We start from the raw sequence: 20,197 nt of genomic DNA on the forward strand, positions 1-20,197 counted from the left end.
GACTCAATTATTAAGAATAATTTTTTCTAGCTCTTGGGCGTTTCCCATGATTGTGTTGTCAAATTGAGAGCGGTTAAAGGTGGTTTGCCTTTTGGCAAGCTGGGCTGTATGGACAGTAATTTTTTCGTGAAGCATTTTTTTATCATATGCGCCGTCAAGATATGCCAAAGTTTCTTTAATGCCTATAGCTTTCATACAATTGGGCCTACGTGTATATTTTTTTTCCAATCCGCAGATCTCATCAATAAGTCCATTTTCTATCATCTGTTTGGTTCTAAGCGCAATGCGGGATCTCAGCGTCTCTCTGTCAACCGCAATTTGATAAATAGAAGGAGTTGCTTTGATGGTTGGTTTTGGAGGAAATTGTTTAAAATATTCACTGGGCACAAAAGATGTTTCAAAGTAAATGTTTAAAGCCTTTTCAATGCGATAAGAGTCATTGGATGCAATTTGTGACATATAGCAAGGATCAAGTTCTTTTAACCAATTGTAAGATGTATGAAGCGATTTTAAACAGTTTTGTGTTTTGAGTTTTGTCTGCGGGCTAATCATCGGCAAAGTACTGATGCCTTCTAGGAGCATCTTAAGATAGAAGCTGGTTCCCCCAACAATTACAAGATTTTTTTTATTTTTTAAGGCTAAGGCGTAAACATCTTCATAAAGTTTAATAAAAGTGGTGACATCAAAATTTTGATCGGGACAAAGGTGGTCTATCCCAAAATGTTCAATCGCTTCACGCTCTTTAAGAGAAGGTTTGGCAGATACAATATCAATCTCTTTATAGATGGAAAGTGAATCCAAAGAAAGAATATAGGCATCTATTTTTTGTGCTATTTTGATAGACAAAGCTGTTTTGCCTGATGCTGTAGGACCGATAAGGGCAAGTTGTTTTGGTGTGCTCATAAGTAGAATGATAGCAAAACCATAAAAAACTAGCAACCGGTGCATCAAAGCTATAATCACCCTATAATCGCAATCACGGTAAAATGAGAAAATTTTATTGGGGTATATATGGATTTATTAGATAAAAGTAATCGTTTTAATCTTGCCAATTTGATCACCTTTGGAAATATTGCATGCGGTGTGGTCGCTATCTATTTTATTGTCAAAGGTGATTTTTTGACCGCTATTGTTCTGGCCTGGATTGCAGGAGGTTTAGATATTGCAGACGGTAAGGTGGCAAGAAAGCTTGATCTCTCTACAGATTTTGGGGTTCAGCTTGACAGTTTTGCGGATTTTCTTTCTTTTGTGGTTATGCCCTCATTCTTACTTTTTTATGCGTTGCAATCCGGGATGACGGGCCAGGCGCAAGAGTTGATTGTAGGGACCGTTTTTGTGCTCTACATCATCAGCGGACTCCGAAGGCTTGTTGAGTTTAACTTAAAAGCAGATGTGGGAGGAGTGACAAAGTTTTTTGAAGGCGTGCCCACACCGCTTGGTGCAATTTTGCTGTGGATGCTCTATCTTATTTATAGTTACGGATTGGTGGAAAATGTATATGTTATTGCATTGCTTGTGATAGCGGTAGCATGGTCACTCAACAGTAAACTCAAAATACCTCATCCTTGAAATATACAGAAAGTAATTTACGGTGAATCATGATTATGACTAAATTGTCTTGGAAAGAAAAACTGGCTCATTTTTCAGAGCTGGTTATGTTTAAACACTCGGTTTTCGCTTTGCCTTTTATCTTTATAGCCATGCTCATTGCTTCAAAAGGTTGGTTTGGCTGGAAGCTGTTTTTTTTAGGTATATTTGCAGCAGTAAGTGCCAGAAATTTTGCCATGGGCGTCAACCGTTATTTGGACAGAGATATCGATATTCTTAATCCGCGCACCAAAAACAGGCCTTCTGTGGACGGAAGGGTATCCGGAGTGCAAATGGTATGGTTTATTGCGATCAATGCATCGGTGTTTATTGCGGTCGCTTTTCTTATCAACCCTTTGGCTTTTGCGCTTTCTCTGCCGATCTTGATCGTATTGGGCGCTTACACGTTTTTTAAGCGTTTTTCTGCAGCCGCACATTTAGTCTTGGGGATTAGTTTGGGGCTTGCACCTATTGCGGGTGTTGTTGCCGTTTTAGGCGATATAACGCTGTGGTCAGTGTACCTTGGTTTGGGGGTGACGTTTTGGGTTGCGGGGTTTGACCTACTTTACTCGCTGCAAGATATTGAGTTTGATAAAGCCCACGGCCTTCATTCTATTCCTTCTCGTTTTGGCGCACAAAATACGATGCATATAGCGAGCATATTACATATACTTACGGTTGTATTTTGGGCAGGATTTGTTTATGAGGCAGACTTGGGAATTTTTGCCGGTTTGGCGGTACTGTTTTCTGCGGGAATGCTGGCTTATGAACATAGCATTGTTCATAAAGACTTTACAAAAATAGACAAAGCTTTTTTTACAGTCAATGGATATTTGGGATTTGTATTTATGCTTTTGATTGTCATAGAGGTAATATAAGATGGAGATAATGGATTATATTATTTTGGGCGCACTCCTTACGCTTGTATTCATACTTTTTATACTGCTTCATGCAAATAGCACGCTCAAAAAAGAGAATGAAAAACTAAGAGAGTTGCTGTATAGTAAAGAAAAGATGATTGCAAATTTAGAAGATTCTCGTGTGGCAGCCAAAGATGTTATGGATAATCTCTCCTCCCAAAAAGAGGTGATGTTTTTGCTTGGCGCGGGAGAAAGCAAAGAGGTTATTTCTGAAAAATTGGGTATTCCTCTCAATAAATTAGAACTTATCATCAGGTTTGATAGCATCAAAAAAGAGAAACAGTTTCGTGTATAATGACTGGGAAGAGATCCTCGATAAATCCTATCGAGCGCTGGATATTGACTATCAAGCTTTTTTAGAAAATAGTTCTGCCTATTTTCCTTCGAAAGAGACCTACTTTAACGCATTTAAAACGCTGCCAAAAGCACAAGTTAACTATGTTCTTTTCGGACAGGATCCTTATCCGCGCAAAGAGAGTGCCATGGGCTACGCTTTTATTGATGCCAAGGTTGATTGTATCTTTTCCGAAAAAGGATTAAGCAAAGAAGTCAATCGTGCGACAAGTCTTCGTAATTTTATCAAGATGGCATTGGTAGCAAGAGGAGATTTGAAAGCAGAAGACAGTTCCCAAGAAGCTATCTCAAAAATTGATAAAAACAATCTTATATCTTCCATAGAAGAACTGCGTATGAATTTTGAAAAAAATGGCGTGCTGCTTCTCAATACAGCGTTGGTTTTTACCGATAAAAAAAGTTCTTCCAGGCACATCAAAGCATGGAGTCCGTTTATGCAGAATCTATTGCATTCCCTGGAGGAAAATGCCCCAAAACTCATCTTGTTCGGTACTCATGCAAAAGAATTGAAAAAAAGGTTTTCTTTGCAGTCGTTTGAAACGATCGAGCTTGAGCATCCCTACAACTATTCGTTTATTTCCAATACCGCTGCATTAAATGTATTTGGAAACATGAAACTACTTGAAAAATAAAGAAAATTTTGCTACAATCACGACTCCTAAATATCGCTACTTAATTTTAGTGCACTCATAGCTTAGCTGGATAGAGCATCGGTTTGCGGTACCGAAGGTCTCAGGTTCGAATCCTGATGGGTGTACCATTTCTTAATTTTCAAATCCTAAAACCAAGACATAACCAAATTTATACTACAATAATATAAATACCTTTTGGAGTATATCTATGCATATTTTACTCATCAATAATAATCCTGTTGTTTCTAGGCTTCTTTCTCTTTGTATGCGTGATAAAGCATTTTCTTTGGAAGAGGCAGGAAATGCAGATGAGATCAAGGATGACACTTACGATCTCATCTTTGTAGATGACGCATCTTACAGTGATGAAGTACAAGAGCGCATTGATATGCTTAATGCTGCAAAAACAGTTTTTTTGACGCGCCGCAATGAAGAAAATCGTTTATTTGGCAAAACGATTGTAAAACCTTTTTTGCCCTCGCAAATTATGGAGGTGATCAAAGAGGTAAAAAAAGAGGAAAATCAAGCCATTCGCCTAAAAGACCACTTTATTTTTCCTCTTTCTGCTGAAACGCTTGAAGATGAAAGCGCAGAGGCGCTGGAAGATGATTTTATGAAAACAAATATCCTCAATGACAAAGAGATAGAAAAGATAAAAAATCTTTTGGATATGGATGAAGATGAAGACCTTTACGCTGTAAGCGATGAAATGAATGAAGAGGGAAAAATTGAAATCATTAAGCGTCAATTGGTAAAGGATGGATTGGAAATTATAGACGAAAAAGAATTTTTTGAATCTTTTGCCAAAAGCGACAAGGCCGATAAGGAATCTCCGGCTCCAACTGACGAAAAACAAACAATAAAACCAAAGCAGCAAGACACCCATTTGGCTTTTGAAGAGGCGCTATTCCAGGCCATAGCAGGCATGAAAGTCAAAAAAATAAGAAAATTGCTTAAGGGCGCAGAGGTAAGTATCACGATTCGCTTTAAGGACAAAGCATGATAAAACGAGTAGGTCATGGAGCTATTTTGGTGCTTTCCGGACCTAGTGGAGCGGGGAAAAGCACTATTATTCATGCTGCCTCCAAAGAAATAGGCGAGTATTATTTTTCTATCTCCACTACTACGCGTGCCCCCAGAGCAGGAGAAGTACATGGAAAAGATTATTTTTTTGTCTCAAAAGAAAGTTTCAAAGAAGATATTAAGGCAGGGAATTTTCTTGAGTATGCGCTGGTGCACGGCAATTATTACGGTACTTCATTGAAGCCTGTAAGGAAAGCATTAGAGGAAGGCAAACTGGTTATCTTTGATATTGATGTGCAGGGGCATAGGCTGGTGCGTGCAAAAATGGGAGATATTACCACTTCGGCATTTATCACTCCTCCGACACTCAAAGAATTAAAAATAAGGCTAAATAACAGATCCACCGATGATGACTCTGTTATTGCCAAACGCATAGAAAATGCCAAAGAAGAGATACGTGCAGTAGGGGAATATGATTTTACGATCATTAACAGTATTGTAGAAGAAGCTGCCGAAGAGTTCGTGGTGGTAGCCAAGGCGGCAAGACTGAAACAAAGCAAAGAAGAAGAAACAAGATTTATTCAAAACTGGTTAAACAAAGAGTAGCTATTGTGCAAAACATAAGAGGTGCTCTTAAACATTTTTGAGTATAATTGTTAAAATTTTATATTACACTCAATAGTTGAGTACAAAGGATTGATATGGGAATGCCAAGTATGCCGGAATTATTGGTTGTATTAGCAATAGTAGTGCTTCTTTTTGGAGCAAAAAAAATTCCAGATCTTGCAAAAGGTATAGGAAAGGGAATTAAAGACTTTAAGAAAGCGGTAAAAGAAGACGAAGAGGAAGAAAAAAAAGAAATTGCTTCCAAAGAAGAACCGAAAGTTGAAGCTCCAGCCAAAGAAACAAAAAGCGAAAACGTGTAAAAATCTTTTCCCATAATCTTTATGGGAAAGCTTATATGTTTTAAATAAAGAAAACTTCTTATCACCGTTAGGGTCCATAGGCATTCTTAGTCAAAAACTTGAGAATGGGAAACAGACTACTACCTATTCATGGAAAATATATGAAATTAAAATCAGAAATAAATACTATTATCAAAGAAGCTTTTGAAAAAGCTGGGATAGATGCTTCGGTAGTGTCAGTAACAGAAGCGACGAAACCTGAGTTTGGAGATTTTCAGTTTAACGGAGTGATGGCATTGGCCAAAACACTCAAGCAAAATCCAAGAGAGATTGCACAAAAGCTTGTATCGCATATTGATCTTACAAGTGTTGTAGCTAAGGTCGAAGTGGCAGGGCCCGGATTTATCAATTTATGGCTTCATCCTTCATGGATAGCTTTGGCATGTGAACAGGCTTTGCAAGACGAGCGACTTGGTGTGTCCAGACGGGAAAGGCCCATAAAAGCGGTAGTTGACTATTCCGGTCCCAATATGGCAAAACAGATGCATGTGGGACATTTGCGTTCGACTATTATCGGCGATACCCTGGCAAATCTTTTAACTTATCTTGGCGATGAGGTCATTCGTCAAAATCATATAGGAGACTGGGGAACACAGTTTGGTATGCTAATTGCTTATCTTGAGGAAAAAGGAAGTGATGGAAGTGCCAATCTGAAGGATCTTGAACAATTTTACAAAGAAGCCAAAACCCGTTTTGATGCAGATGACTCTTTTGCAAACAAAGCAAGAGAGTATGTTGTCAAAATACAAAGCGGAGATCAGCACTGTCTTAATCTTTGGCAAAAGTTTATTGATATTTCGCTTGGACACTGTGAAGATGTATACGGCAAACTTTGTATCAAGCTCACAAGAGAAGATGTCAAGGCGGAAAGTTTTTACAATGAAGACCTTCCGAATGTCATAGAAGATTTAATCAAGCAGGGACTCCTTAAAGAAAGTGATGGAGCACAATGTGTCTTTTTAGAAGGAGAAGAGATCCCGGTGATCGTTCAGAAGGGAGATGGCGGATATCTCTATGCTACTACCGATCTGGCGGCCTTAAGGTACAGAGCCAATGTTCTTGACGCGAAGAGAATTTCCTATGTGGTGGATGCCAGACAGTCAGAGCATTTTAAACAAGTATTTAAAATAGCAAAAGAGTCTGGATTTGTGCCAGAAGATGTAACTCTTGAGCATATTGCTTTTGGAACCATGATGGATAAAACCGGCAAGCCTTTTAAAACACGCGACGGCGGTACGGTCAAGTTGGCAGATTTGCTTGACGAGGCTGTTATCAAAGCCAAAGGAAGCATTAAAGACAAAGAGAACCTTTCTCCGGAAGAACTTGAAAGTTTGGCAAAAATTATAGGTATCGGCGCGGTTAAATATGCTGATCTTTCCATCAACAGAGAATCTAATTATATTTTTGATTGGGATAAAATGTTGAGTTTTGAAGGCAACACCTCGCTGTATATGCAATATGCCTATGCAAGAATCCAAAGTATTTTTAGACGTTTTGACGGAGAAATTCAAGGGCATATCGTGATCAAAGATCAGATAGAGCATCGTCTGGGTGTGATGCTGCTGCGTTTTGAAGAGATGCTTTATCGCGCAGCAGAAGAAGCAGCCCCCAACCAAATCACAAGCTACCTTTATGAGCTTGCTACCCTCTTTATGCGATTTTACGAGCAAAATCCTATACTAAAAGAGGGGGTTTGTGAGGAACTGCAGATGAGTCGTTTGGCTCTTGCGCGCTTGACGGCACGAACGATTAAAGAGGGATTGGATATTCTTGGGATAGAAGTGGTCGATAAGATTTAGCGAGAAGTTCTTTTTTTAAAGAGTACTTTGTTTATCCTGTAGATATTTTAGGTGGGATGAAAATCTGTTTTTCAATACGCAGGAATGAGGGCCGCTGTGTATTGAAAAAGTGTATATTAATTACAATTTTTTTTGGGTCGCTGTTAATTCGCTTAAAAATGTTTCAAGAGAATAGCGTTGTCGGTATTCTGGTATCATGATATGAATGAGAATATCACCCAAGTCAATGACTGCCCACTCATCACTGATATCGGCAGCAAGGAATGTTTCACCTTTTGGTTTAAGTGTATTTTTGAGCTGATCAACAAGTGCCTGGGTGTGCTTTCCGTTGAGCGAGTTTGCTATAACTACACGCTTTGCAATGTAGTCTGCGTTATCAAGATTGAACACCTCGATCTCTTCAGCTTTTTTTTCATCGAGTAAGGTAACGATATTTTCTATACGTTGTTCCATTGTCATATTTTGTTGTCCTTTTAATAATTTTTTGACAGATTCTCTGATCTGTATGTCAACATCTTCCAATTGCTTCGTGTCGCGAATTTTTGAAGAACTGACGGGTGTATTTATCTCTAAAATCTTCCATTTTTTGAGCATTTGAGTTTTCAGATGGCTACCTTCACGTGTTGCAATCACCCAAGTGATTTCATTGTTGAGCCACTCAAATTCATGCCAGTTCGACAACGTTGTCAAATTGTCGGCGCCGATTACAAGATACTTTACGTGATAAATTTGTTTAAAATGTTTTACGGTTTGTGAGGTGGCAGTACCCTTTCCTTCTTGTATCTCATAGCTGCTCACCTCTACTTTTTCTATCGGATCAAAAAGTGTATGACACCATTGAAGCCGAAGCGCGGCAGGAGCTAAAGAGGAGAACTTGAAGGGGTTAAGATAGGCGGGTATAACGAGCAACTTCTCTATATCAAGAGAATGCACAGCCTTCTCAATAATAGCCCGGTGTCCTTGATGGGGAGGGTCGAAGCTCCCGCCAAAGATCGCTACAGTCGGCTTCTCTTGTTTAACCAAATAATAACCTCAATTAGTGTAAAATTGCATAATTTTAGCATAATAAGGTACAAATATGGCTGTAAAAGTAGCAATTAGCGGACTGGGTAGGATTGGTAGATGTGTGGCACGTATCATTGCCGACAGAAATGACATAGAACTTGTAGCGGTAAATGCAAGCGGTACGCCAGAAATGTTAGAGTACAACGTAAAATATGACAGCGTACACGGTATCAGAAAAGATGCAGCAGTGCGAGACGGATATTTGTGCATAGGCAAAGACAAAGCCAAGATTTTAGAGGAACGCGATCCTGCAAAATTAGATTTTGCTTCGTACGGTGCAGAAGTTGTGCTGGAATGTACGGGTGCCTTTTTGACGCAAGAAAGTGTACAGCCCTATCTTGAGAACGGAGTCAAGAAAGTAATTTTTTCTGCTCCGGCCAAAGATGACACTCCAACGTTTGTCATCGGTGCCAATGAAGAGAGCTATGCGGGCCAATCGATTATTTCAAATGCAAGTTGCACAACCAACGGTTTGGCCCCTATAGCTAAAGTGCTTGATGATGTTTTTGGTATCGAAAAAGGATTGATGACAACCATCCATTCTTATACCTCTTCGCAGCCTATCTTAGACGCAAAACACAAGAAAGACCCAAGAAAAGGACGTGCAGGGGCGACCAATTTGGTTCCGACTACAACGGGGGCGGCTAAGGCGATTTCCAAAGTGCTTCCAAATCTTGAAGGTAAACTTAACGGTCAGGCAATCCGTGTGCCGACTGCTGATGTTTCAATGGTTGATTTGACAGTAACATTAAGCAAAAATGTCACGCTTGATGAAGTGAAAAATGCTTTTAAAATGGCTAGCGAAGGTTCTCATAAAGGCATATTGGGCATAGACGAAGAGTATAGAGTCTCTCAAGATTTTGTAGGCGAAGAACTCAGTACGGTTGTGCCGCTTGACACGATTCAGGTAATAGGCGGCAATATGGTAAAAGTACTTTCCTGGTATGACAACGAGTGGGGATACTCATGTCGTTTGGTTGACATGGCAGTACATGTAAGCAGAAAGCAGGAATCATGAAGGTGAAAACACTAAAAGATTTGGATATCGAAGGCAAAAGAGTATTTATACGATGCGACTTCAATGTTCCCAAAGATGAATTTGGCAATATTACCGATGACAGGCGCATCCGTTCAGCACTCCAAACTATCCGTTATTGTATTGATAGAGATTGCAAAATAATTTTAGCTTCGCATTACGAGCGTCCGGAGCCGGGCAAATATGAAGAGCAGTATTCGTTGGCTCCTGTAGCAAAAAGGCTGCACACGCTATTGAAAATCAAAAATGATATCTATATGGCAAATGATGTGGTGGGAGAAGACGCTAAAGCAAAAGCAGACAAACTTGAAGCGGGAGATGTATTGTTGTTGGAAAATCTTCGCTACGAAGCGGGAGAAACAACCGATAATGAAGAGTTTGCAAAACAATTGGCTGATTTTGCAGATTTTTATATCAACGATGCCTTTGGCGCCTGCCATAGAAAACATGCTTCTATCCATGCAATTACCAAATTTTTTGACAAAGAGCACAAAGCAGCAGGCTTCCTCATGGAAAAAGAGATCAATTTCTTTTCCAAGGTAATCGAAAAACCCACTAGGCCTTTTGTTGCCGTGGTGGGCGGAAGCAAAGTCTCAGGCAAGCTTCAGGCATTAACGAATCTGTTGAATAAAGTAGATAAATTGATCATCGGCGGCGGGATGGCATTTACTTTCTTGAAAGCGCAAGGCTATGAAGTGGGAAATTCTCTTGTGGAAGATGATCTTTTGGATGAAGCAAGAGCGATTATGGCTAAAGCCAAAGAGCTTAATATTAAATTTTATCTTCCTGTAGATGTGGTGGTTGCACCTGAATTTTCTGAAAATACGACAGTAAAATTTTTGCCTACGCAAGAGATCCCAAAGGGATGGTATGGATTGGATATAGGTCCGGCAAGTTCTAGACTTTTTCGTGAAGCACTCAATGATGCTCGGACAATCATTTGGAATGGACCCATGGGAGTTTATGAGATGGACAGATTTTCCAAAGGAAGCATTGCAATGTCTCACAATATTGCCCAAACCCATGCAACAACGATTGTAGGAGGCGGAGATACTGCAGATGTAACACAAAGAGCAGGTGATGCAGACGAAATGACCTTTGTGAGCACAGGCGGCGGAGCAAGTCTAAAACTAATCGAAGGGGAAGTGCTTCCCGGACTTGAAGCACTCAGATAATTGGCGATTCAGACCAAGCAGTAAAAAAGGCAGAGAAATGATTTTTGCAGCAAATTTTAAAACAAACCATACACGCAAGAGCACAAAAGAATACATAGAAACGCTGCTGACAAAAATCATAGCAAAAAAAGATGGAGATAAAGTATATATTTTTCCTCCGGCAACTGCTTTAGATCGTTTTTCCGGTGATATTACTTTGGGGGCCCAAAATGCCTATATGGCACAAAACGGTGCGTTTACAGGAGAGATAGGGCTAGAACAGCTTGAAGAGTTTGGAATTAAAACCATTCTTGTAGGACACAGCGAAAGAAGAGAAATTTTAGGCGAAAGTCAAACGTTTATAGCCGAAAAATTTGCCTACTTTCAATCTCACGGATTTGAGATTATCTATTGCATAGGCGAACCTCTGGAAATACGTCAACAGGGACAGCACAGTGTTGTAGAATACCTTCTTTCTCAGTTTGAAGGGATTGATACTTCTTATGAAAAACTGATTGTTGCCTATGAACCTATCTGGGCGATTGGTACAGGAAGATCTGCTACATTTGAAGAGATTGCCAGCACCCATGAAGCATTAAAGAAAACACTCCGGAAGCCACTGCTTTATGGGGGGAGCGTGAAGCCCCAAAACAGCAAAGAGATTATTGCTATTCGCGGAGTAGACGGTTTGCTTGTGGGGAGTGCTTCTTTGGATGCAGAAAGTTTTGCCAGGATGATAATAGATTAAGAACTGTTCGTCATTCCCCGTTATCTAAACCTAGACAGACGGGGAGCGTATGGATTTATTTAAATAGATCCGCCAATGCTGAAGTGTCAGTTGTTTTTTCTGTTTCACCGGACTCCATCCCATTTTCTGTTTGTCTGTCCACAACCCCTTCAACCTCGTTGAGTTCAATGGTATAGCCTGTAAGCATGGAAGCCAAACGAATATTGATACCGCTTTTACCTATGGCTTTTGCTTTTTGATCAGAGGTGATATTGACTATAGCTTTTTTTGTTGAAGCATCCACTTTGATGCCTTGCGTGATCGCGGGACTTAATGCCCGGGTAATAAAGATTTCCGGGATGGGCGAATATTCGATACAATCAATATTTTCTTCGTTGAGTTCATGGCTTACGGCATTGATTCTTACCCCTTTTACGCCTACGGCCGCACCAATAGGGTCGACATTCATTTGGTCTGTTTTAAGAGCAATCTTGGCACGTTCTCCGGGAATTCTTGCTGCGCCGACGATCTCTACCACGCCATCAGCAATTTCAGGAACCTCTTTGGCCATGAGCTGTTCTAAAAATTTAGGTGAAGTTCTTGTGAGTTCAAGAAATAAACCGTATTGAGGGTCAACACTTACATAGCGCAGTAAAGCTTTAATGGTATCGCCTTGTTTGAATTTTTCACCCTTAATACGATTTCTAAGCGTTAAAACACCTTTTAGCTCCCCGATTTCAACATACGTATTGTCTTCTGCGTCAATACGGTTGACCACACCGATCATAATCGTATTGAGCTTCTCTTTATATTTTTCAAAAAGATCTTGCTCTATACGTCTTTGGACATGGTACTCAAGCTCTCTAAAAAGATTTGAAGAGGCGGTGCGTCCATAATTTTCAAGGATAAACTCCTCTTTAAGCTGATCTCCTAATTCAATAGAATCATCAAAATCTTTTGCTTCACTCAAAGAGATGTAGCTATCTGGCTCTGTGTCTAGGCGTGTATCGTCATCCTTGACAACCGTAATCACTTTATGAATTTGATATGTTTTAGAAGAGGGATCTATCATCACTTCAAAAGTGCTGGTGTGACTGGTAAGTTTTTTTGCGGTATTAATAAGCGCTTCTTTAAAGGCTTCAATGGCATGATCTTTAGTAATATTTTTTTCGTGTGCAATCGCTTCAATAATATCTAATATTTTTTCCATAAATATTTTCCTTACAATTTGTTTAATAGTTTTTCAAATCTACCGCTACAAGAGGTAACAAAACAGTGTTAAGAACGTCTGGGAAGTAGTTTTTTTGAAGATTATAATTATAGCTCATGCAACCTTTACGGAAAATAAAGTATAATAAATCAATTATAATCACGCACAAAAGGAATATAGATGAAACTTAAACTCGCTAGAACAACACTTAAGGCAAAACCAAAGATCGTTGAGATTACAAAAATAGAAGAAGAACTAGCAGACAAGTCTATATTTTATTTCGATAAAGACAATTCCCATAAAGAGCTTAAGGCGGTAATTGAATATTTTGAAGAGAAAGGCTATAGTGTTTATATGCGTGAAGTAAAATATGGACTAGATGAGAATGAATACATCTATGAAGTACACATCATAGCTTAATACAAAAGAGACTTTTTGAGTAAAAAATTATTTATAGAAACTCTGGGTTGCGCAATGAATGTGCGTGACAGTGAACATATGATCGCGCAACTCAATCAAAAAGAACCTTATGGGCTTACTGATAAAATAGAAGACGCTGACCTTATCATCATCAATACATGCAGCGTAAGAGAAAAGCCCGTAGCGAAACTATTTTCAGAAATAGGGGTATTTAATAAGCATAAAAAACCCTCCGCAAAAATAGGAGTAACCGGATGTACTGCATCGCATCTTGGAGATGAGATCATCAAGCGCGCACCAAGTGTAGATTTTGTACTGGGTGCGAGAAATGTTTCTAAGATCAATGAGGTGGTTGATAAGAAGCATGCGGTTGAGGTTAGCATTGATCATGATGAGAGCACCTATGAATTTGGAGAATACAGAACCAACCCTTTTAAGGCACTGGTTAACATCTCCATCGGGTGCAATAAATCGTGTACTTTTTGTATCGTGCCTGCTACCAGGGGAGAGGAGATCTCTATACCCCCTTATTTGATCATCCAGGAAATTACCAAAGCTGTGGCTTCAGGTGCCAAAGAGGTGATGCTGCTAGGGCAGAACGTCAACGATTATGGCAAAAATTTCAGTACCTCTGATGAGCCGTGTGATTTTACGCAGCTGCTGCAAAAAATATCCAAGATAGAGGGTTTGGAACGTATCCGATTTACTTCGCCCCATCCTTTGCATATGGATGATGCATTTCTTGAAGAGTTCGCCTATAATCCAAAAATATGCAAACAGATTCACGTACCGCTTCAAAGCGGTTCCAGCTCATTGCTCAAATCAATGAAAAGAGGCTATACCAAAGAGTGGTTTTTGAACCGGTGTGAAAAAATTCGTACATTGTGCCCCGAGGCAACCATTTCAACAGATATTATTGTAGGTTTCCCCGGTGAAAGCGATGCGGATTTTGAAGACACGATGGATGTGCTTGAAAAAGTGAAATTTGAACAGGTTTTTTCCTTCAGGTACTCTCCTCGCCCCCATACCAAAGCAGCTCTTTTTGATAATCAGATAGAAGCTGAAGCAGCTTCAAAAAGGCTCACCAGGCTGCAAGAGAGGCATATGGAAATGCTTTCTGAAATGATGGACAGTCAGTTGGGTAAAATGCATCGAGTCTATTTTGACGAACTTAAACCTGGAGGCAGAATTTCAGGGCGCAGTGATGACGGAAAACTTATTTTTGTCAAAGGAAGCGAAGAGCTTTTGGGCCAAATCAGAAATGTAAAGATCACCCATACTTCCAGAGCCGCATTGGACGGCGAGATAGTCTAGGATATGAAATCCGCGGCAAGAGCTATAGCCAAGGCAATATTTCCTGTAGTGGGATACATACTGGCGAGATTTTTTTGGTATACCTCCAAAAAATCATTTGATATCGAAGGGGAGATTACGCAAGAACAATGCGTAGCAGTATGTTGGCATGGCGAACTGCTTATGTCGCCCCAGGCCTATAGATATTTTCATAAACACCAACGCTCCTTTGCAATCATTTCGAGACATTTTGACGGAGAGATGATCGCAAGAGTGATGGTGTTTTTTGCTATCGGATCTTTGAGGGGATCAAGCAGCAAAGGTGCAAAACAGGTGCTGCTTGAAGCGTTTCGTGCCCTAAAGAGAGGAAGCGATCTACTGGTGACTCCTGATGGTCCGAGGGGTCCGCGTTATAAAGTGAGTGACGGGGCGCTTGCTTTGGCACGCAAAGCCAATGTGCCCCTGGTAATTATCAATTATCATCCAAGCAGCTACTGGCAGCTAAACAGTTGGGATAAGTTTATCATCCCAAAACCTTTTTGCAAGATCACCTTTTATTTGCAATCATTGAGCCTTGAAGGTATGGAGTTGGATGAAGCCAGAGAGTATCTGCAGCAACGGATGCTTGCGCATGCAATTACATAAGAGCAGGTGATGGATTTAATACATAAAATTGAATCGTTTCTCTCTTATCTTTTTGAGGTGAGAGGGTACAGTGAGACGTCAATCATCACGTACGAAGTGGCATTAAGACAGATGCAAGAGGCCAGCCATTTTTATCAAGAAGAGGGGGTAATGATTTTAGATATTACTTCTTTTCGATTTAAGATAGTCAAAAATAACAAAAAAACCATTGTAAAAAAACTTTCAGCCGTGCGTTCTTTTGTACGATACCTGCAAGAGCAAGAACATCTGGTGATAAAACTTATCGCGGATGAGTCTATAAAGGTTCCCCATAGCCTTCCAAAGCCTATTGAGGCAACCTATATAGAGGAAGTCTTGAGCAAAGCAAATTTAGAGGAAAAATTGCTTGTTTCAATGCTGTATGGTTTGGGACTTCGTATCTCTGAGCTTTCCCATTTGAAACTTGAAGAGATCAAGAGAGGATGGGTTCAGATACACGGGAAAGGAAACAAAGTACGCGAATTGCCTCTTTTGAATGTACTGCAACAACTTATTAAGCAGTACACAGACGAAAAAATGCCAAAAAAATATTTGTTTGAAAAAGGAAATGCGCCCATGAACAGTGCGCAATTGCGCTATAAGTTGACCAATTTGTTTAAAGCTTCAGGGATTAAAGCCACCCCTCATCAGCTTCGGCATTCCTTTGCAACGCATTTGCTCAATGAAGGCGCAAGAATAGCCGATGTCAGCCAATTGCTTGGACATGCTACGATGGCTACCACGCAGGTCTATACCAAATTGGGTTCAGCAAAGAAGATGCAAGAGTATATGAAAGCACACCCTTTGGCAAAGAGTGAAGAATGAGGAATTGGTAATTAGAAATTGGCGAGTGGCGAGGAGCGACACGTCATTCCTGTGCAGGCAGGAATCCCCAGGCTCCTTTGACGTTATGGATCCCCGGGTAAAGCCCGAGGATGACGAAGATATCGTATTCCTGCCTCTTCACGGCATTTCGGACTTGCACCCCAGGGGGGGATTTTCAGGCAGGCATCCAAAATCCCTTAAAATTCGCTGTGATTGGTTGAGATTCTGACTCCGTCATGCTGAACTTGTTTCAGTATCAGGATAACGGAGTCAAAACAATAGTGAAGAGTAAGTAAGTTGGAATTGGCGTTAGAAATTAGAAATAAATAATGAAGGGTTGATACCGGCTTCAAAAAGATAGGCGCGTATTTTGGAAGGAATCTTTGCAATTCTGCATGCTTCTTTGAATTTTTTTGGCATGTAGATAATTTTATAAGGGGCGATAAAAAGCAGATCGTTTTGAAATTCCACGGCCCATTGTCCTCCGACAACAAGCGAAGATTCTTTTTCTATTTCATTGCGTTGTGCCGCCGAGAGAAGATATCCTCGTTCCTTGAGAATCAGATCGGCCGCTCTAGCCTTGGCTGAGGAGGCGTGCAGGCGGAGGACTTTGAGTTCTCTGTCTGAGAAAAGTACTGTAAAATCCTCTTGCATTTTTCTTTTATCTTGCCTTAGATAGTCAAAACTGCGCTTGATACCTTTGTGGTATCTGGCTATCAAAGGGTCGGCGAAGCGCTGTCTAAAATAATTTCGTTCGTATCTTTCATCGGTATTGCTCTCATCTACAAAATAAGGATGGCCGTGTGCATGAAGATAATCAAGCAGTTCTTCTTTGGTATGGCTAAGCAGCGGACGAACAATCGTGTAGTTTTTTCTTTGGCTGAGAGGTTCGAGGCCTACGAGTTCGCATACTCCCGCCCCTTTGGTGAGCCGCATAAGCAGCCATTCAAGCTGATCGTTGAGCTGGTGCGCCATCAGGAGCGTCTCATAGCGGTGCTGTTCGATGATGCGATCGAAAAATGCATACCGGAATTTACGCGCATTAGCTTCAAAATGGCTGGTAAAAGAGGGGGCTTTGATGCTATGGCATACAAGGTTATATTTTACGGCCAAGGCTTTGGCGTGCGCTTCTTCTTTGCCGCTGTTTTTCCTTGTGCCGTAGTTGACGATAGCGATATCAAAAGGGATATTGTTTTCTAGCAGCAGAAAAAAAAGAGCTGAAGAATCAACCCCGGCAGAGAAAGCCAGGAGATTCTTTTTGTCAGTGAGCAGTGAACAGTGAGCAGTGAACAGTTTTGGTTTCATTGTTTTTTTACTGTTTTTGTACTGGATATAAGAAGTTTAAGCAGTTCCTTAATATCTGGATCAATACTATTGAACATCTTTTCATCAATATACTTTGATTCAAAAAGAAGAAGCAGCCAATACTCAGTTTCATTTGCCTCTTTAAGAGCAATCATCAATTTATGTAAAAAATCTGCTTTCGATTGAGTATATTGAGCTTCTCTAACTAAAGCACCGATAGAAGTTCCGCTGCGCAATATTTGCTTTGAAAGGATATACTCCTTATGCTCTTCCTGTAAATATTTTGATAACTTAATGATACGAAGAGCAAACTGAAAACTTTTATTGCGTAAAATACTTTTATCTTCCATGCGAATCCGTTCTTAACTGCTAGTTGCTCACTGCTAGTTGCTCACTCACAAGTGTTGCCAGCAATTGGCTCCCTGCCAGCTCTGTAATGCGCGCTTCATACATTTTGCCATACTCTACAGACAGATCGGAAGTATCATTGATAAGGATTTCTCCATCGATATCTACCGCCCAGGCAAGCGGCCTGGCACTCAGCAGATACTCATGTTCCTCACTTTCTCCGTCTATTGCGACAGTGACGGTTTTGCCTAGCATTTTTTCAAGGGAGTTGAGGGTAGATCGCTTGGCGATCTCTCCAAGGATTTGTGTCCGTTGTTCTATAACCTCTTGGGGAAGCTGTTCCATCGTGTATGCCGGGGTCGTCTCTTCGTTTGAGTAGGCAAAGGTGTTAAACCGGTCAAAACCAAACTCCTCCATAAATACACAAAGCTTTTTAAAGGCTTCTTTACTCTCTCCGGGATGGCCTGCGATGACGGAGGTGCGGATAAAGGCGTCCGGTTTGCTTTTCATGTAGTTAAGCAATTCGATAGTCTTTTGTTCGCCGAAACCTCTTTTCATCGTTTTAAGCACACCGTCATCGATATGCTGGATGGGCATATCATAGTACGTTTGAAAAACTTTAGAGTCGGCAATCGCATCAATGAGCTTCAATGTCGTTGTGCTCGGATAGAGGTAGAGAATGCGCGCAGACTTTACCCCTTCAATCGCCTCTATGGCACAAATAAGGTCAACAAGCCCGTCTTGCAATCCCATGTCTCTTCCGTAGCTTGAGCTGTCTTGAGAGATAAAAGAAAAGTCGTAAAACCCTTCAGACACCAGATTGCGGACCTCTTTTTGGATAGAAGCAAGCGTTCTGGAGTGCAGTTTGCCTTTGAAGCTTGGGATCGCACAAAAGGAGCACTGCTGGTTGCATCCTTCGGCGATCTTGATGTAGGCATGGTAGCTCGAACCTGTAATGACGCGGTTTGAGTTTTCGTTGGCAAGGTAAACTTCAGGAGAGAAGGTGCTGCGTTTTGAGGCGATGATCCCGTCTATTTTTTCATAGTCTCCCACACCCGTGAAGATGTCGATCTCAGGCATCTGTGCTTGCAGTTCCTCTTTGTAGCGCTCGCTCAGACAGCCGCTCATCACAAGAAGCGAACCTTCTTTTCGCTCTTCATGCAAGGTAAGCACTGTGTTGATGCTCTCTTCTTTGGCCGCATCGATAAACCCGCAGGTGTTGACGATGATGACATCGGCTTGCGTGCTGTCATCAGTGATCTCGTAGGACTTGAGGCGTCCCAGCATTACTTCGCTGTCGACCAGGTTTTTGGTGCAGCCAAGGCTGACAAGGTGTAGTTTTTTATTTTTCATGATTTTTCTACTTGTAGTGATATTTGCAGGTGATGATGATCATATCTTCAACTCTTCTGTGTCTGCATGATAGATCGTCTGCATAGCAACTTCTTTATTTTTGGCATTATAACATAATATCAGGAAACGATGATGTCGCTCATTTTTACCCCCTCATGCACACACTCATAATCAATACAAAAATCCAAATAACCAAAGCGGTATTTTATTGCCAAAACCGACTTCTATATCATCAGCTGCAACAAAAGAATTTGGCATGTCTTTTATCTGGCTAAATGATTTATTTTTCCCTCCAATTTCAAATATATACTGATCATCTATCAAAAAATCTCCTTTTTGCGGATAACTTAATCTATGGTTCACCCTAGCTTGTGTTGCAAAAAACTGTTCTCGCATTGTTCCGATATCTAAACTATCACAATAATAGTTGTTTAAATTGGTATTGTTTAAATAGAGTTTATTCGGTTTTGTAAAAATATTATTGCTTTTTCCTTTTGATTTGACAGCATAAAATATATTTCCCAAGCTAAGGTATTCTATATATTGATAGAGCGTTGTTCTGTTTATGCCGATTCTTGAAGATAGCTCGCTAATATTTAATTGATAAGGTTTTGATATGCATATAAGGCTTATCAGTTGCTTGAGTTTTTGTATATGTTGCGGTTCGATATTGAAAATGATAGGCAAGTCGCTTTCTATGACGGCATTGATCGTCTCTTCAAGTTTAAGTCCATAAGTATTTTGATTTGCAAAATAATACGGATAGTATCCGCTCTTGATGTATTCTTCCAGATGCTCAAACGGTTTTATTTCTTTTAATATATCATGTGTAATAGCTACATGATTTTCCAATATCTCATCAAGCGGAAAACTTTCAAAACTCATACCCAGTTTTAGCTCCAAAAATTCTCTAAAAGAAAGTCCCTGAACTCTATATAAAACCGCTCGTCTGCTTAGATCAGCTTTTTTGTGTTCTATCTGCATTGCAGAAGAACCGCTAAATATCACTTTTAAATCCAAAAAATCATATATCTCTTTTAGATCAATCTCGTAATTTTTATATTTATGTATCTCGTCGATCGCCAAAACCGCGCCGCCGCTTTTGCTAAATGTATCCGCAATGTCATAAAGCCTGATATTGCTCAGCGCTATGCTGTCAGCGCTAAAATAGAGTTTTTTTTCAAGCGGTATGTCAAGACTATTTAAGTATTGCAGAATCGATGTTGTTTTTCCTGTGCCTCTAGCGCCGATTATACCGACCATTTTTTCAGAAAAATCTATTTTGTGATAAAAATATCTTTTATAATGATATGTTTGGAGTTTGGAAATTTTTAAATACTTTTCAAATAGTCCTTCTATATTCATTGGAAACCTTTGTTGTTTGAAATATACAAATTATATCATATTTTGTTGTTTAAAATAAACAAAAAATGATGCAACATTTAGATTTTAAGTTATTCAGAGGGTTCAATAAGAAAAAAGAGAGGATAGAGCCAGGCAAAAAAGCCTGAACTCTAA

22 protein-coding genes and 1 tRNA gene are annotated in these 20,197 nt (G+C 40.1%); 16 read left to right on the forward strand and 7 right to left on the reverse strand.

Annotated elements, in window-relative coordinates:
* Positions 1-3: 3 nt before the first annotated feature.
* Positions 4-903, reverse strand: a complete 900-nt coding sequence (locus CFH81_07790) for a tRNA (adenosine(37)-N6)-dimethylallyltransferase MiaA (protein ID DAB40455.1) — start codon at positions 901-903, stop codon at positions 4-6.
* 108 nt (positions 904-1,011) lie between these two features.
* Between CFH81_07790 and CFH81_07795 the strand changes: the two genes are divergently transcribed.
* The 9 genes from CFH81_07795 (at position 1,012) to CFH81_07835 (ending at position 7,280) form a co-directional block, all read left to right on the forward strand.
* Entirely contained in the window at positions 1,012-1,569 is a 558-nt protein-coding gene (locus CFH81_07795; GenBank protein DAB40099.1) for a phosphatidylserine synthase, read from the forward strand.
* Positions 1,570-1,604: 35 nt separating this feature from the next.
* Positions 1,605-2,465 carry a 4-hydroxybenzoate polyprenyltransferase gene (locus CFH81_07800; protein DAB40456.1) on the forward strand — a complete coding sequence of 287 codons (861 nt, stop codon included), beginning with the start codon at positions 1,605-1,607 and terminating at the stop codon, positions 2,463-2,465.
* Position 2,466: 1 nt separating this feature from the next.
* Positions 2,467-2,802: a hypothetical protein gene (locus tag CFH81_07805; GenBank protein DAB40100.1), complete on the forward strand. Its 336-nt coding sequence runs from the start codon at positions 2,467-2,469 to the stop codon at positions 2,800-2,802.
* Positions 2,795-3,493 (forward strand): uracil-DNA glycosylase, encoded by a 699-nt coding sequence (locus CFH81_07810; protein DAB40101.1) that lies wholly within the window; start codon positions 2,795-2,797, stop codon positions 3,491-3,493. The genes CFH81_07805 and CFH81_07810 overlap by 8 nt, the downstream gene beginning before the upstream one ends.
* Before the next feature lie 51 nt (positions 3,494-3,544).
* Positions 3,545-3,621 (forward strand) — tRNA-Arg (locus CFH81_07815).
* 80 nt (positions 3,622-3,701) lie between these two features.
* Positions 3,702-4,496 carry a hypothetical protein gene (locus CFH81_07820; protein DAB40102.1) on the forward strand — a complete coding sequence of 265 codons (795 nt, stop codon included), beginning with the start codon at positions 3,702-3,704 and terminating at the stop codon, positions 4,494-4,496.
* Positions 4,493-5,122, forward strand: a complete 630-nt coding sequence (locus tag CFH81_07825) for a guanylate kinase (GenBank protein DAB40103.1) — start codon at positions 4,493-4,495, stop codon at positions 5,120-5,122. The genes CFH81_07820 and CFH81_07825 overlap by 4 nt, the downstream gene beginning before the upstream one ends.
* A 95-nt stretch (positions 5,123-5,217) precedes the next feature.
* On the forward strand, positions 5,218-5,442 hold the full coding sequence (locus CFH81_07830; GenBank protein ID DAB40104.1) for a twin-arginine translocase TatA/TatE family subunit: 225 nt from the start codon (positions 5,218-5,220) through the stop codon (positions 5,440-5,442).
* 140 nt (positions 5,443-5,582) lie between these two features.
* Positions 5,583-7,280, forward strand: a complete 1,698-nt coding sequence (locus CFH81_07835) for an arginine--tRNA ligase (GenBank protein DAB40105.1) — start codon at positions 5,583-5,585, stop codon at positions 7,278-7,280.
* A gap of 120 nt (positions 7,281-7,400) precedes the next feature.
* On the opposite strand, the gene CFH81_07840 is transcribed toward CFH81_07835, so the two are convergent.
* The gene (locus CFH81_07840) at positions 7,401-8,303 is read right to left on the reverse strand and encodes a ribosome silencing factor RsfS (protein DAB40106.1); all 903 of its coding nucleotides are present in this window, start codon (positions 8,301-8,303) and stop codon (positions 7,401-7,403) included.
* Between the two features lie 55 nt (positions 8,304-8,358).
* Here CFH81_07840 and gap point away from each other — a divergent pair, with 55 nt between their 5' ends.
* The 3 genes from gap to CFH81_07855 are packed head-to-tail and all read left to right on the forward strand — an operon-like array spanning position 8,359 to position 11,283.
* Complete coding sequence (gene gap / locus CFH81_07845; protein ID DAB40107.1) at positions 8,359-9,363, forward strand: type I glyceraldehyde-3-phosphate dehydrogenase; 1,005 nt, start codon at positions 8,359-8,361, stop codon at positions 9,361-9,363.
* Entirely contained in the window at positions 9,360-10,556 is a 1,197-nt protein-coding gene (pgk, locus tag CFH81_07850; protein DAB40108.1) for a phosphoglycerate kinase, read from the forward strand. The genes gap and pgk overlap by 4 nt, the downstream gene beginning before the upstream one ends.
* Before the next feature lie 37 nt (positions 10,557-10,593).
* A complete protein-coding gene (locus tag CFH81_07855; GenBank protein ID DAB40109.1) occupies positions 10,594-11,283 on the forward strand; it encodes a triose-phosphate isomerase in 690 nt (229 codons plus the stop codon).
* A 55-nt stretch (positions 11,284-11,338) separates the two neighbouring features.
* Here the strand turns inward: CFH81_07855 and nusA are convergent, their stop codons facing one another.
* Positions 11,339-12,472, reverse strand: a complete 1,134-nt coding sequence (gene nusA / locus CFH81_07860; protein ID DAB40110.1) for a transcription termination/antitermination protein NusA — start codon at positions 12,470-12,472, stop codon at positions 11,339-11,341.
* 180 nt (positions 12,473-12,652) lie between these two features.
* Here nusA and CFH81_07865 point away from each other — a divergent pair, with 180 nt between their 5' ends.
* The 4 genes from CFH81_07865 to CFH81_07880 are packed head-to-tail and all read left to right on the forward strand — an operon-like array spanning position 12,653 to position 15,673.
* On the forward strand, positions 12,653-12,892 hold the full coding sequence (locus CFH81_07865; GenBank protein ID DAB40111.1) for a hypothetical protein: 240 nt from the start codon (positions 12,653-12,655) through the stop codon (positions 12,890-12,892).
* 15 nt (positions 12,893-12,907) lie between these two features.
* Complete coding sequence (locus CFH81_07870; protein ID DAB40112.1) at positions 12,908-14,206, forward strand: tRNA (N6-isopentenyl adenosine(37)-C2)-methylthiotransferase MiaB; 1,299 nt, start codon at positions 12,908-12,910, stop codon at positions 14,204-14,206.
* A gap of 3 nt (positions 14,207-14,209) precedes the next feature.
* Positions 14,210-14,830, forward strand: a complete 621-nt coding sequence (locus CFH81_07875) for a hypothetical protein (protein ID DAB40113.1) — start codon at positions 14,210-14,212, stop codon at positions 14,828-14,830.
* Positions 14,831-14,839: 9 nt separating this feature from the next.
* Complete coding sequence (locus CFH81_07880; protein ID DAB40114.1) at positions 14,840-15,673, forward strand: integrase; 834 nt, start codon at positions 14,840-14,842, stop codon at positions 15,671-15,673.
* A 309-nt stretch (positions 15,674-15,982) separates the two neighbouring features.
* On the opposite strand, the gene tilS is transcribed toward CFH81_07880, so the two are convergent.
* The 4 genes from tilS to CFH81_07900 all read right to left on the reverse strand — a co-directional run bounded on the left by tilS (position 15,983) and on the right by CFH81_07900 (position 20,044).
* Entirely contained in the window at positions 15,983-16,978 is a 996-nt protein-coding gene (gene tilS / locus CFH81_07885) for a tRNA lysidine(34) synthetase TilS (protein ID DAB40115.1), read from the reverse strand.
* Complete coding sequence (locus tag CFH81_07890; protein ID DAB40116.1) at positions 16,975-17,328, reverse strand: four helix bundle protein; 354 nt, start codon at positions 17,326-17,328, stop codon at positions 16,975-16,977. The genes tilS and CFH81_07890 overlap by 4 nt, the downstream gene beginning before the upstream one ends.
* A 19-nt stretch (positions 17,329-17,347) precedes the next feature.
* Positions 17,348-18,679: a 30S ribosomal protein S12 methylthiotransferase RimO gene (gene rimO, locus CFH81_07895; protein ID DAB40117.1), complete on the reverse strand. Its 1,332-nt coding sequence runs from the start codon at positions 18,677-18,679 to the stop codon at positions 17,348-17,350.
* Positions 18,680-18,850: 171 nt separating this feature from the next.
* Positions 18,851-20,044 (reverse strand): hypothetical protein, encoded by a 1,194-nt coding sequence (locus CFH81_07900; GenBank protein ID DAB40118.1) that lies wholly within the window; start codon positions 20,042-20,044, stop codon positions 18,851-18,853.
* Positions 20,045-20,197 lie beyond the last annotated feature (153 nt).

The sequence above is a fragment of the Sulfurovum sp. UBA12169 genome (genome assembly GCA_002742845.1).
In the GTDB taxonomy this organism is placed as follows: domain Bacteria; phylum Campylobacterota; class Campylobacteria; order Campylobacterales; family Sulfurovaceae; genus Sulfurovum.